Origin of the sequence: Amycolatopsis aidingensis (genome assembly GCF_018885265.1) — a bacterium.
GTDB classification, from domain to species: Bacteria; Actinomycetota; Actinomycetes; order Mycobacteriales; family Pseudonocardiaceae; genus Amycolatopsis; species Amycolatopsis aidingensis.
The window spans coordinates 2,373,809-2,388,377 of sequence record NZ_CP076538.1 but is presented as its reverse complement, the minus strand read 5'-3'; the positions used below and the strand labels follow the sequence as shown (position 1 = coordinate 2,388,377).

The following is a 14,569-nucleotide window of genomic DNA, read 5'->3' as shown; positions in this document are numbered from 1 at the left end:
GTGGGCGCGGACAGGCTGGTGGCGCCGGTGTTCTCCGGTTGCGGAACCGACCCGTGGAGGCGATCGTGGACCTTGGCGTCAATCTGATCCCGGACAGCGCGCTCCCGCTCGCGCAGGAGGCGGAGCGGCTCGGCTACACCACGGCCCTTGCCCCGGAAGGGCTCAGGGACGCCATCAGCCTGCTCGGCTGGATCGCCGGGCAGACAACGGATATCGGGCTGCTGTCCGGGGTCTGCCAGATCCCGGCCCGGACCCCGGTACTGGCCGCGATGAGCGCGGGCAGCCTGAACATGTTGTCCGGCGGCAGGTTCCGCCTCGGGCTGGGGATCTCCAACGCCTATGCCACCACCAACTGGTACGGCCAGGCCTTCGAGCAGCCACTGGGCCGTACCCGGGAGTACGTCGACATAGTACGGATGGCACTGCGCGGCGAGGAGGTCCGCTACCATGGGCGGCATCACACCCTCCCGCGCTCGCCGGAGACCGGCACCGGGTTCCGGATCGCGGACCGGGGCGAGGTGCCCATCCAGCTCGCCGCGGTCGGGCCGAAGAACCTCGAACTGGCGGGCGAGATCGCCGACGGCTGGGTGGGCGTGTTCTACTCCGTCGAGCAGGTCGCCAGGGCCCTGCCCCGGCTGGCCGCAGGGCGCGCGCTGGCCGGCCGCACGCTGGAGGGCTTCGAGCTCACGCTGACCGTACCGCTGGCCATCGGACCGGATCCGCGCGAGCTGGCCGTGCCGATCACCCGGTACGTCGCGCACTTCCTCAGCCTCGGCCACCGCGAGGAGAACTTCTACTACCGGATCGCGGCGGAGATGGGACTGGGCGCCCAGGCCGCGCTGGTCCAGGATCGCTATGCCGATGGCGATGCCGCGGGCGCGGCGGCCGCGGTTCCGTTCGAGTTCGTGGACGAGATCGCACTGCTGGGTCCCGCCGACCGGATCGCCGCCAGGATGAAGGCCTACGCCGACGCGGGCGTCACCACCCTGTGCGTCGGCCCTTACGCGTCCTCAGTGGAGGGTCGGCTGGAGGCGCTACGAGTGGCGCGGGCCGCCATCGACTCGTTCGCAGGCTGAGTGGCGCTCCATTCGGCCACGATCGGCGGGAAGCAGGATCTGGCCAGGCCCGAACCCGGCACGAAAGCCCCGCAACGTCTGGAAAGGAAGGCCAATGTCCGGTATCGCCGGCTGGATCGACTTCTCCCGCGACCTCACCCTGAACCGTCCGATCGTCCGGACACTGACGGCAACCCTGGCACCACGGGGGCCGGACGAGGAAGCGGTCTGGACCTCGGCGCCCGCGGCGCTGGGGTATCGCGGGCTGCGCACGGAACAGGCGCAAGGGCGGCAGCCGTTCGTGCTGGAGGTCGGCGGGCGGCAGGTAGCCGCCTGCCTTGCCGGGGCGCCAACCGGGTTGCCGGAGCTACGGCAGCGGCTGCACTCCTTCGACTCCGCCATCGGCGCGGACACCCCGCAGGCCGAGCTGGCCACGAAGGCGTACCTGCGCTGGGGCACCGACTTCATTCCCGCGCTGTCCGGGGCGTTCGCGCTGGCGGTGTGGGACGAGCGGGCCATGGAACTGGTGCTGGCTCGGGGCCCGATGGGCGGCCAGCCGCTGTACTACACCGAGACCGGCACCGGACTGGTCTTCGGATCGGAACGCAAGACCCTGCTCGCGCATCCCGAGGTGCGGCCGGTGGTGGACCTGGAAGGGCTGCGCGAGGTGGTGGCACACGCACTGCCACCGGGGCCGCTGTTCTCCGGCTTCGGCGAGGTCGAGCCGGCCCAGATCGCGCGGTTCGGCCGCGCGGGCTGGGACCGCAGGCGGTACTGGACGCTGCGCACCGAACCGCATACCGACGACCTGCCCACCACCATCGCGACGATCCGTTCGATGCTGGAGGAAAGCACACGCAAGACCCTGCCGGCCGATCCGGGTGCGCTGACGGTCATGCTCTCCGGGGGCATCGACTCCTCCTCGGTGGCGGCGTTGACGGCGGCGCAACTGCGCCGCACCGGCGGCGGTGCACCGCGAACCTGCACGATCGACTACCAGGACAGCGAGTTCCGCCCGGATGTCATGCGCAGCAGCGAGGACGCACCGTTCGCGCGCATGGTGGCCGAGCACATCGGGGCCGAGCACAGCGTGGTGCCGCTGGCGGCGACCGACACCCTGAGCCCGACGGTGCGGCTGGGCATCATGCGCGCGCTGGACGGCCCGACCCGCATCTACGATATGGACTCCGCGCAGCACCTTTTCCTGCAGCACGTGGCCGCGCAGGGCAACAAGGTGATCCTGACCGGGTTCGGCGGGGACAACGCGTTCCTCGGCGCGAACTGGTCGAACGACCGCGAGCTGGTCGACTCCGGGACCTTCCCCTGGGTCGCGCTGGCACAGCGGCACGGCGCGATGAACGGTTTCGGCACCGGCCTGCTGAGCAAGGAGCTGCTCGGGAAGCTGGACCTGCCCGCCTACTACCGGGACGCCTACGCCGAGATCACCGGACGGGTGGAGCATCTGCCCGGTGCGGACGAATGGCAACGGAAGATGCGGACGGTTTCCTACCTCGTGCTGACCCTGTTCCGCAGTGACTACGCCATGTTCGCCGCCGCGGGGCTACAGGCCCGCTCCCCGATCAGCGACCCGGAGCTGCTGCAGTACGCCTACAACATCCCGGCCGAGATGCAGGCACACCGCGGCATCGAGAAGGGGCTGCTGCGGGCCGCGGTGGCGGACCTGCTCCCGCCGGAGGTGGTGGACCGGCCGCGCAGTGCGACACCGGTGAGTCACGATCCCGGCTACCCTCGGCGGTTGCACGAGGAGTTCGTGCGCGTACTGGCCGACCAGGAGGCGCCGGTGCGGCCACTGATCGACACCGAGGCCGCGGACCAGATCGCAAGGGAACCGGCCGTGGCGGCCGGGAACCGGATGACCAGAGCCGATATGGAACTGGTTCTGCAGCTCAACCTCTGGCTCGAGGAATACCGCGTCCGGCTCGCGCTGTGACAAGCACTGAGCGCGCGCATCGAACCCAACATACGGAGACCGGACCCATGATTTGCGACAGCGTCCTCGACACGATCGGCGATACGCCGGTGGTCCGGCTACGCCGAATGTCGGTCGGAAACGGGGCGGAGATCCTGATCAAGCTGGAGTCGTTCAACCCGGGCGGAAGTATCAAGGACCGCGCCGTGCTGTCCATGATCACCCACGCGGAGCTGGACGGCAGGCTGCAACCGGGTGGCACGATCATCGAGTCGACCTCGGGTAACGTCGGCAAGGCGCTGGCGCTGATCGGGGTGGCCCGCGGATACCGGGTCGTCCTCGTGGTCGATCCGAAGGCACCGCCGTCGATGCTGCGCTACGCCTCGGCGCTCGGCGCTGAGCTCGACCTGGTGGACACCCCGGACGAGCACGGCTGGTACCAGGGACCGCGGATCGAGCGGGTCCAGCAGTTGCTCGCCGAGACGCCCCGGTCGTTCTGGCCGGATCAGTACAACAACCTGGACAATCCCCGCGCGCACGCGGAGCAGACCGCGCGCGAGCTGCTCAGCGAGATCCCCCGGTTCGACGCCCTGGTCACCGCGGTCGGCACCGGCGGGCACATCAGCGGGATCTCCCGGACGGTGAAACGCGCGCTCCCCGAGGTCGTCACCGTCGGGGTGGACGCCGAATGCTCGGCGACCTTCGGCTACCCGTTCTCCCAGTGGGCGACGCCGGGACCGAGCCGGATCAGGGGACTCGGGCTGCAGTGGCAGCCGCGGTGCCTCGATCTCGATGTGGTGGACCGGGTACACCTGGTCGCCGACCACGAGGGCATCGCGACGACCCGGCTGCTGGCCAGCAGCGAGGGGCTGCTGGTCGGCGAGTCGGCAGGGGCGGCGGTGTTCGGCGCCCTGCACCACGCGCATCACCACCCTGGCAGCCGGATCGTGGTGCTGGCCCCGGACGACGGGGTCAACTACCTGGAGGAGACCTTCGACGACGACTGGCTACGGAGCAAGGGGCTGCTGGAGCGGATCGAGGAAGCCGGGCTACGGACCGTCGACCGCCTGGTCGCGCTGGCCCGGCAGCCGAGCACCGCCGCGGTGGCGCGCACCCCCGAGCTCACCGGAGACCTCGCCGGAAGCAGGTGAAAGGAAAGGGGCAGAAAACCGCATGACCCTGGCCAATATCGAGCGGCTCGCCCTGCGGATGGACGAGCTGGGGGTGGATGGGCTCGTCGCGACGAGCCTGCCGAACGTCTGCTATCTCACCGGCATCACCAGCCTCTCGCTGAGCCTTGGCGCACCGGCCGCGCAGTGCTACGCAGTGGTGACAAGGGATCGCCTGGCGCAGCCGCATTTCGTCGCCGCGCGCGGCGAACTGGACCAGGCCATGGACGCCCTGCCGCGGCTGGCGAGCGCGCGTGGTTTCGGGTATTTCTATCGCGAGTATCCGGCCGGGGCCGAGCTGAGCGAGGACGAGCGGTTGCTGTGGCAGGCGGAATCCGCGCCCGCGTTCGCGGCGGCGCCCGCCGACGCGCTCGCGCAGGCGCTGCGCGCGGCCGGGCTCGGCGCGGCCAGGGTCGCCATCGACGAACACGGGGCCGCGGCCGGGCTGACCGCGACGCTGGCCGAGGCACTGCCCGCGGCGGAGTTCCGCCCCGGGGCGGACATCTTCGGCTGGGCACGGAAGGTCAAGACGCCGGAGGAGATCCGGCGGCTGGCCGCCTCGGCCGCGCTCACCGAAAGGGGGATCGAGGCCGCGACGGCGATCGTCGGGCCCGGGGTGACCGAACGGGACCTGGTGCGCGAGTTCGATCGCACGGTCGCAGGGGAAGGTGGACGGCCCCGGTTCACCCTGATCAAGTTCGGCCGCTCCGCCGTCGCGGGCCAGACCGCGCCCGGCACGCGGCCGCTGCGCCGCGGCGAGGCCATCTGGTTCGACGTCGGCTGCGTGCTGGAGGGCTACTGGTCCGATCTGTCCAGGGTGTTCAGCTGGGGCGAGCCCGCGGACAAGCTGGTGCGTTACCACGCCGCCATGCTGGCCGGCCAGGAGCACGCGCTGCGCGAGGCCCGCCCTGGTATGCCGGGCAAGGAGGTCTTCCAGCGCACCGTGCAGACCGTGCGCGAGTCGGGCGTTCCGCACTACCGCAGGCAGAACGTCGGCCACGGGATCGGCGCCGGGTTGTACGACCGGGTGGGCCTGGCTCCAGGGGTCGAGGACCTGCTGGAGGAGAACACCGTGCTGAACATCGAGACCCCGTACCACGAGTTCGGTTTCGGTGCGGTGCAGGTGGAGGACACCTTCCTGGTCGGAGCCACCGGCAACACCCTGCTCACCTCCCTCGATCGCGGCCTTTCCGTGCTGTGACCCCGCAGGCTCGCTAGCCCGCGGGCTCCCTAGAGAGCCGCCAGCAACCGCCGCACCAGCGCCAGCGGGTTCGGCGAGTCCACCACCGCGTTCGAGGCCAGCCGCAGCCCGGTCACGGCGTTCAGCCGGTTGCGCAGTTCCACCGAAGCCAGCGAGTCGAAGCCCAGATCGTCGAAGTCCTGCTCGGGCCGGATCGCCTCGTCCGTGTCGAGGTGTCCGAGCACGGCCGCCGCCTGATCGCAGACCAGGCGCAGCAGCACCTGGTGGCGTTCCTCCTCGGGCATGGTGGAAAGGCGCTCGGACAGCGAGGCCTCGCCGTCGCCGTCCGCATCGGCGCCCCGCGGAGGTGCGGGGCGGGTGTTGCGGCGCAGCAGGCCGCGCAGCAGCGCGGGCACCGGGCCGCCAGCCGAGCGCACGGCCTCGAGGTCCAGCTCCAGCGGGGCGAGCACGGGTTCGTCCAGCTCGCAGGCCAGGTCGAACATGGCAAGCGCCCGCTCCGACTCCAGCTGGGCCATCCCGGACCGGCGCAGCCGGGCGAGGTCCGTCGCGCTCAGACCCTCGGTCATCCCGGTGCGCTGTTCCCACAGCCCCCACGCCAGCGCGGTGGCAGGCAGGCCGTGGGCGCGCCGGTGCCAGGCCAGGGCGTCCAGGAAGGCGTTCGCTGCGGCGTAGTTGGCCTGGCCGGCCTCGCCGAGCAGGCCGGAAGCGGAGGAGAACAGCACGAACATGGACAGATCCAGATCCCTGGTCAGCTCGTGCAGGATCCAGGCCGCATGCGCCTTCGGCCGGAACACGTGGTCCAGCCGCTGCCCGGTCAGCGCGGACACCGGGGCGTCGTCGAGTACCCCGGCCGCGTGCACCACACCGGTGAGCGGGTGCCGCCGCGGAATCTCCGCCAGCACCCTCGCCAGCGCCGACCGGTCGGTCACCTCGCAGGCGACGATCCGCACCTCGGCACCGAGCGCGGTCAGTTCCGCCGCCAGCTCGGCCGCGCCCGGCGCATCCGCGCCCCGCCTGCTGGTGAGCACGAGCCTGCGGACGCCGTGCGCGGTGACCAGATGGCGCGCCAGCAGCCCGCCGAGCGTGCCGGTCCCGCCGGTGATCAGCACGGTGCCATCGGACCGCGGCCTGCGCGGTATGGTCAGCACCAGCTTGCCGATATGCCTTGCCTGGCTGAGGAAACGCAGGGCCTCGGGAGCGCGCCGCACGTCCTGGGTGCGCACCGGCAGCAGGCTCAGCGCGCCTGCCTGGAACAGCCCCAGCACGTGATCGAGCATGGAGCGCACCCGGTCCGGTGGCACATCGGGCAGGTTGAACGCCTGGTAGCGCACGCCGGAGTAGCCCGCGGCCACCCGCTCGGGGTCCCGGATGTCGGTCTTGCCCATCTCGGCCAGCCTGCCGCCGGGCCGCAACAGCCGCAGCGAGGCGTCGACGAACTCCCCGGCGAGCGAGTTCAGCACCACGTCCACCCCACGGCCGCCGGTGGCATGCCGGAACTTCGCCTCGAAGTCGATCGAGCGCGAGGACGCGATGTGGTCCTCGTCCAGCCCCATCGCGCGCAGCGTTTCCCATTTGGCCCGGCTCGCCGTGCCGAACACCTCGGCACCCAGCTGGCGGGCCAGTTGCACCGCCGCCATGCCGACCCCGCCGGTCGCGCCGTGGATCAGCACCGACTCCCCCGGGCGCAGCGCCGCGACGTCCACCAGTCCCTGATACGCGGTGAGGAACGCGATCGGGACCGCGGCCGCCTGCTCGAAGGACCAGGTTCCCGGTATCGGGCGGATCTTGCGGTGATCGGCGACCGCCAGCGGGCCGAAGGCACCGTCGAACATGCCGAACACGTGGTCGCCGGCGGCGCAGCCGGTGACCCCCGGCCCGGTCTCCAGCACGACGCCGGCGCCCTCGATCCCCATCCCGGTCTCGGTGCCGACCATGCCCAGCGCGACGACCAGATCGCGGAAGTTCACCCCGGCGGCACGGACCTCGATCCGCACCTGCCCCTCGGCCAGTGGCGCGCTCGCCTCCGCGGCGGGCAGCAGGGACAGGTTGTCCAGGCTGCCGGGAGACCGTACGTCCAGCCGCCAGGCCTGCCCCGCCCGCGGCCGGAGCGCGCCGTGCGTTGCGGCCCTGGCCAGCCTCGGCACCTGGACGACACCGTCCCGCACGGCCAGCTGCGGCTCGTCCCATGCCACCGCCGAGGCGATGGTGTCCAGCGGAACCTCCTGCCCGGCGCGCTCACCGCCGATGTCCAGCAGCGTGATCCGGCCAGGGTGCTCCGACTGTGCCGAGCGCACCAGCCCCCATACCGCGGCCTGCGCCAGCCCGTCCGGCTCGTACCGGCCGGCCGCGGCCACCGCCGCCCTGGTGACGAGCACCAGTTTGGAGTCGGCGAACCGGCGGTCCTCCAGCCAGGTCCGCAGCGACTCGAGCACGGTGGCGGCGATCGACCCGGCCACCGTGGGAAGCTCGCCGTCCGCGGCCGGTTCCCTTGGGCAGGCCAGGAAGACCACGTCCGGCGCCGGGCCCCGCCCGAGCGAGGCCGCCAGGCCACCGAGGTCGCGGTGCGGTGGTGGCCACAGGCCCGCCCCGAGCTCGTCCCCGGCCGCGCAGACCACGGTCCAGCTGCGCACCGGGGAGCTCGCAGGGGCAGGCACCGGCACCCAGTCCATCCAGTACAGCGGCTCCGTCGCGGGATCGCCAGCCACCTCGAGCTGTCCGGGGCGGGCCGACCGCAGCACCAGCCGGTCGATCGAGAGCACCGGGCCGGTGGCGTTGGCGGCGGTGAGCGCGATGGCGTCCGGCCCGGCCGGGGTGATCCGCACCCGCAGCCGGGACTGTCCGGTCGCGTGCAGCGCCACCCCTTCCAGCGTGAACGGCAGCCGGATCCCGGTGTCCTCGGCGAAGGGCCCGAACCGCAGGGCCGCGTGCAGGGCCGCGTCCAGCAGGGCGGGATGCAGCTCGTAGCCTGCCGCCTGCCCTGCCTGCTCCTCCGGCAGGGCGAGCTCGGCGAAGATCTCCTCGTCCCTGCGCCACACCGCGTGCAGGCAACGAAAGGCGGGGCCGTAGCCATAGCCGCGCTCCCCCAGCCGCTCGTAGGTGTCCGCCGAGTCGAGCCGTCGCGCGCCTGCGGGCGGCCACTCGGCAGGCCCGGCGGCCGGTGCGGGCACCGCCGCGGTGAGTACCGCCGTGGCGTGCCGGGTCCACGACCCCTCGGCCGCGCCCTCCGGCCGGGAGTGCAGGCTCAGGTCCCGCCTGCCGGTCTCGTCCGGCGCCCCCACGGTGACCCGCAGCGCGACGGCACCGGTCTCCGGCAGGGGCATCGGTGCCTCCAGGGTGAGCTCGACCAGCTGGGTGCAGCCGAGGCGGGCACCGGCATGCAGGGCCAGTTCGGCGAAGGCGGTGCCGGGCAGCAACACCGTCCCGGACACCGCGTGGTCGGCCAGCCAGGGATGCGTCCGCGTGGACAGCCGCCCGGTCAGCACGGTCGCCGCCCGGTCCGGCAGCTCGACCTCCGCACCCAGCAGCGGGTGCTCAGCCGCGGCCAGCCCGGCCGCCGCCAGCCCACCACCATCGGCCCGGCCCGCGGGCAGCCAGTGCCGCCTGCGCTGGAACGCATATGTCGGCAGGTCGGCCGGCATGGCACCGGAGCCGGGGAACACCGAGTCCCACCGGACGGCGGCGCCGTGCACATGGGCCTCCGCCAGCGAGGTCAGCAACCGGCGCCGGTCGCCCTCCTCCCTGCGCAGCGTGCCGAGCGCCCGGCCCCTTGTGCCCGCGGCCTCGATCGTCTCCTCCACTCCGATGGTGAGCACCGGATGCGGGCTGATCTCGAGGAAAAGCTCGTGCCCCCGCTCGCTCAGCCGCCGGATCGCGTCCCCGAACCGCACCGGGGACCGGAGGTTGCGGTACCAGTACCCGGCGTCCAGCGTCGTGGTGTCCAGCTCCTCGCCGGTCACCGTGGAGACGAACGGGATGCTCGCCTTGGCGGGAGTGATCCCGTCGAGGTCCTGGGCGAGCCGCTCGCGCAGGACCTCGACGGCCGGGGTGTGCGAGGCGTAGTCGACCTCGATCAGGCGGGCCGAGATGCCGGCGGCATGGCAGCCGGCGACCAGCCGCTCCAGCGCCCCGGCGTCCCCGGCCACCACGGTGGAGCCGGGCCCGTTCACCGCGGCGATATGCGCCTCGCCGTCGGATGCGGCCAGCCGCGCCCGCACCTCGTCCTCGGCAAGCGCGAGGCTGGCCATGCCCCCGGTGCCAGCCAGCGCCGCGATCGCCTTGCTGCGCAGCGCTACCACCCGCGCGGCGTCCTCGATGGACAGCGCACCGGCCACCTGCGCGGCCGCGATCTCGCCCTGCGAGTGGCCGACGACCGCGTCCGGCCGCACGCCGTGCGCCTGCCACACCGCGGCCAGCGAGACCATGACGGCGAACAACGCGGGCTGCACGACGTCCACCCTGCTCAGCGCGGGCGCACCCGCCGTGCCGCGCAGCACGTCCAGCAGCCGCCAGTCCACGAACCGGCTCAGCGCGTCCGCGCACTCCGCCATCCGGTCCGCGAACACCGGGGAGGCTTCCAGCAGGTCCAGCGCCATCCCCTGCCACTGCGACCCCTGGCCGGGGAACACGAAGACGATCCGGTTCGCCAGTGCCGTTCCACGCAGCAGCTGGCCGGCCGGTTCACCCGCGGCCAGGGCGTCCAGCCCGGCCAGCAGCTCCTCCCGGTCCGCGGCCACGATCGCCGCCCGGTGGCCGAAGGTGGCCCTGCCGGTGGCCAGAGTGCGGCCGATCTCGGCCCGCTCGAGCGCGGGTTCGGCCCGCAGGTGCCCGCTCAGCCGCCCTGCCTGCTCCCGCAGCGCGCCTTCGTTCCTGGCGCTGAGCAGGAACGGCAGTACCCCGGTCTGCGCCGGTCCGGTGGCGGGCGCGGTCTGCCGAACCTGCTCCAGCAGCACGTGTGCGTTGGTACCGCTGATCCCGAAGGAGGACACGGCGGCCCGGCGCGGCCTGCCATCACCCGGCCAGTCCATCTGCTCGGTCAGCAGCCGGACGGGGGCCTGGTCCCATGGCACGTGCGGGGATGGCTCGTCCACGTGCAGGGTCCGCGGCAGCACCCCGTGCCGCATCGCCTGCACCATCTTGATCAGCCCGCCGACCCCGGCCGCGGCCTGGGTGTGCCCGAGGTTGGACTTCAACGATCCGATCCACAGTGGCCTTCCGGGATCCCTATCCCTGCCGTAGGTATCGATCAGCGCCCGTGCCTCGATCGGGTCGCCGAGGCTGGTTCCGGTGCCATGCGCCTCCACGGCGTCCACTTCGGAGGGATCGAGGGCGGCGTCGCGCAGCGCCTGCCGGATGACGCGCTGCTGCGCAAGGCCGTTCGGCGCCGCGAGGCCGTTGCTGGCGCCGTCGGAGTTCACCGCGCTGCCGCGGATCACGGCCAGCACCGGGTGCTCGTGGCGGCGCGCGTCGGAGAGCCGCTCCAGCAGCAGCACGCCGGCACCCTCGGCCCAGACGGTGCCGTCGGCGCCCGCGGCGAAGGCCTTGCAGCGGCCGTCCGGGGCGAGCCCGCGCTGCCTGCTGAACTCGACGAACATACCGGGGGTGGCCAGCACCGTCACCCCGCCGGCCAGTGCCAGCGAGCACTCGCCGTTGCGCAGCGCCTGGCTTGCCAGATGCACCGCCACCAGCGAGGACGAGCAGGCGGTGTCCACCGTGACGGCGGGGCCGCCGAACCCGAAGGTGTAGGCGACCCGGCCGGAGGCCACGCTGGGAGTGCTGCCGGTGAGCCGGTAACCGTCGAAGCCCTCGGCGCTCTCGTGCAACCGGGGGCCGTACTCCTGCGCGGTCGCGCCGAGGAACACCCCCACCCGGTCGCGGTCCAGCGAGTCCGGGTCCCGGCCCGCCCGCTCGAATGCCTCCCAGGATGCCTCCAGCACCAGCCGCTGTTGCGGGTCCATCGCCGTGGCCTCGCGCGGGCTGATCCCGAAGAACTCGTGGTCGAACAGGCCCGCGTCCTCCAGGAATCCGCCGTGCCGCAGGTAGGACCGGCCCGGGGTGTCCGGGTCATGGTCGAACAGCTCGTCCAGGTCCCAGCCCCGGTCGGCGGGGAACTCGCCGAGCACATGCCTGCCATCGGACACCACCCGCCACAGGTCGGCCGGGCTCCGAACCTGCCCAGGGTACCGGCAGCTCATCGCCACGATCGCGATCGGCTCCCCCGGCTCGGCCCCGGTGCCTGCGGTGCCGGCACCGGCCTGCTCCTGGCTCGGCACCAGCAGCCCGTGCAGGTGCTCCACCAGCAGCGCCGGGGTCGGATGGTCGAACAGCAGGGTGGTCGGCAGGTCGAGCCCGGCGGCCTCGCCGAGCTTGCCGCACAGTTCCACCGACATCAGCGAGTTGAAGCCGAGGTCCTTGAAGGTGGTCCGCTCGTCCACCCGGTCCGCCACGCCCTCGGCATCCTCGCCGAGCACGAGCGCGACCGTCCGGTTCACCAGGTCGACCAGCGCGCGCCACTGCCCGGCCCGGCCGAGACCGGCCAGCGCAGGCAGCCCACCCGGCTCGGCGGGCTCATCCGGCTCCGGTTCCCGCTGCCCGGGGACCGGCTGCCGGTCCCCGCCGGGCAGCCAGTAGCTCCGGCGCTGGAACGGGTACGTCGGCAGGTCCACCGCCCGCGCCCGGTCGCCGAACACGGCCGGCCAGTCCACCTCGACGCCCATCGTGAACAGCCTGCCCAGCGCGGTGCGCACCCCGCGCTCCTCCGCCCGGTCGGGCAGGCTCGGCACGGCGGCCACATCCTCGTTCGGCAGGCAGCGGCGGGCCAGCACGGTCAGCGCGCCACCGGTGCCCAGTTCCAGCAGCGCCGACATCCCGAGTTCGCGGAGGGTGTGCACGGCGTCGGCGAACCGCACCGGCCGCCGGACATGCGCCACCCAGTACTCGGCCGAGCACAGCTCTTCGGCCGCGATCAGCGTGCCGGTGACCGAGGAGACGATCGGAACGTCCGCCGCCCCGTGAAAGGTCACCCCATCCGCGATGGTGCGGAACTGGGCCAGCATCGGCTCCATCAGCGGGGAGTGGAAGGCGTGGCTCACCTCGAGCCGGTCGGTGCGGCGGCCCCGCTCCGCGAACCGGCGGGCCAGGTCGGCCGCGTCATCTTCCGCCCCGGAGATCACCACGGTGTGCGGGTCGTTCACGGCCGCGATATCGACCCGCCCGGCGAGGGCGCCGGTCACCTCCTGCTCGGTGGCCTGCACGGTGAACATCGCGCCGGGTTCCGGGAGTTCCCGCATCAGGCGAGCCCTTGCCGCCAGCAGCGCCACCGCATCGGCAAGGGAGAACACCCCGGCCACGTACGCGGCCGCGTACTCGCCGACCGAATGCCCTGCCAGCAGCCCGGGGCGCACGCCCCAGGAGCGGAACAGCTGGTGCAGGCCGGCCTGCACCGCGAACATGCCGAGCTGCGCGTAGTCGGCGCGGGCACGCAGCCCGGTGTCCCCGGTATCGCTGCCCCAGAGCACCTCGCGCAGTGGCTGCTCCAGCCAGCCGTCGGCGTGGGCGCATACCGCGTCGAACTCCGCGGCGAAGGCGGGAAAGGCGGCGTGCAGCTGCCTGCCCATATCGGGGCGTTGCGCGCCCTGCCCGGAGAACACCATGGCGAGCTCGCCCGCGCGCGGGCGGCCGGTGACCAGCCCGCGCTCCTGCCCGCCTTCGGCCAGTGCGCGCAGCCCGTCGGTGAATCCCTCGATATCCGCGGCGACCACCGCGGCGCGCCGGTCGAAGGCGGACCGGGTGGTGGCCAGCGAGAACCCGATGTCGTGCTGACCGGCCCGCGGCTCGCGGGCAAGGAACTCACGCAGACGCGCCGCCTGCGCCCGCAGCGCGGGCTCCGAGCGGCCGGAAACCGGCCAGATGGTCATCCCCTGCTCCTGCCGGGCGGCCAGGGGTTCGGCCGCCGGTGGCTCACCGAGTACGAGGTGGCAGTTCGTACCGCCCATCCCGAAGGAGGACACGCCCGCCCGCAGCGGCCGGTCCGGTCGTGGCCACGGGCCGAGCTCCCGCTGCACCTCCAGCCGCAGGCGCCGCAGCGGGATGCGGGGGTTCGGTTCGGCGAAATGCAGGCTCGGCGGGAGCTGGCGGTTGACGATGGCCAGCACGGCCTTCACCAGTCCGGCGATCCCGGCCGCCCCCTCCAGGTGCCCGAGGTTGGTCTTCGCCGATCCGACGCGCAGCGGAAGGTGCTCGGGGCGGTGCACACCCAGCACCGAGCCGAGCGCTGCGGCCTCGACCGGATCCCCGAGTGGGGTCCCGCTACCGTGCAGCTCTACATAGTCCACTTCGGAGGGTTCGATGCCGGACTCGCGGTAGGCCAGCTCCAGCAGATCCGCCTGCGCCGCCTCGCCGGGGACGGTCAGACCCTCGGTGGCGCCGTCGTTGTTCACCGCGCCGCCGAGAATGACGGCGTGCACCCGGTCGCCGTCCCGTACCGCCTGCTCCAGCGGCTTGAGTACCACCATGCCGCCGCCCTCGCCCCGGACGTAGCCGTTGGCGCGGGCGTCGAAGGTGAAGCAGCGGCCGTCCGGGGAAAGCGCGCCGAACTCGGCGGCGCCCAGGGTGCTCTGCGGGGCCAGGTTCAGGTTCACCCCGCCCGCGAGGGCCACGGTGCATTCCCCGCGCAGCAGGCTCTCGGCGGCCATCCGGACCGAGACCAACGAGGAGGACTGGCCGGAGTCCACGGTGACGCTCGGGCCGTGCAGATCCAGGGTGTAGGAGACCCGGTTGGCGATGATGCCGCGGTGCAGCCCGGTGATGGTGTGCTGGGTGATGGCGTTCTCGCCCTGCCCGTAGAGCAGGGTGGCGTAGTCGTCCCAGATGGCTCCGGCGAAGACACCGGTGCGACTGCCGGCCAGTGCCGATGGCACGATTCGCGCGTCCTCCAGCGCCTCCCAGCTCAGCTCGAGCACCAGCCGCTGCTGCGGGTCCAGCACACCGGCTTCCCGTGCGGAGATGCCGAAGAACGGCGCGTCGAACTCCTCGACCCGGTCAAGGAAACCGCCGAAGCGGGTACCCGGTGGCACGCTTCCCGCGCGGTCCTGCGGGACCTCGGTGACGGCGTCCGCACCGTCCCGGAGCAACCGCCAGAACGCGCCGGGATCGGCCGCGCCTGGCAGCCGGCAGGACAGTCCGATGATGGCAATCGGTTCAGGCATCGCGAGCCCCC

Annotated in this window: 5 protein-coding genes; 4 read left to right on the top strand and 1 reads right to left on the bottom strand. The window is 72.8% G+C overall.

What is annotated here, in order from left to right; all coding sequences use genetic code 11:
• Positions 1-53 precede the first annotated feature (53 nt).
• From KOI47_RS11340 to KOI47_RS11325, 4 genes are all read left to right on the top strand, one after another.
• The gene (locus KOI47_RS11340) at positions 54-1,076 is read left to right on the top strand and encodes an LLM class flavin-dependent oxidoreductase (protein ID WP_232376687.1); all 1,023 of its coding nucleotides are present in this window, start codon (positions 54-56) and stop codon (positions 1,074-1,076) included.
• A 94-nt stretch (positions 1,077-1,170) separates the two neighbouring features.
• Complete coding sequence (locus tag KOI47_RS11335) at positions 1,171-3,006, top strand: asparagine synthetase B family protein (protein WP_216215938.1); 1,836 nt, start codon at positions 1,171-1,173, stop codon at positions 3,004-3,006.
• 47 nt (positions 3,007-3,053) lie between these two features.
• A complete protein-coding gene (locus tag KOI47_RS11330; RefSeq protein WP_216215937.1) occupies positions 3,054-4,136 on the top strand; it encodes a PLP-dependent cysteine synthase family protein in 1,083 nt (360 codons plus the stop codon).
• Positions 4,137-4,158: 22 nt separating this feature from the next.
• Positions 4,159-5,355 (top strand): M24 family metallopeptidase, encoded by a 1,197-nt coding sequence (locus KOI47_RS11325; RefSeq protein ID WP_216215936.1) that lies wholly within the window; start codon positions 4,159-4,161, stop codon positions 5,353-5,355.
• A 29-nt stretch (positions 5,356-5,384) separates the two neighbouring features.
• On the opposite strand, the gene KOI47_RS11320 is transcribed toward KOI47_RS11325, so the two are convergent.
• A complete protein-coding gene (locus tag KOI47_RS11320; protein WP_216215935.1) occupies positions 5,385-14,558 on the bottom strand; it encodes a type I polyketide synthase in 9,174 nt (3,057 codons plus the stop codon).
• Positions 14,559-14,569 lie beyond the last annotated feature (11 nt).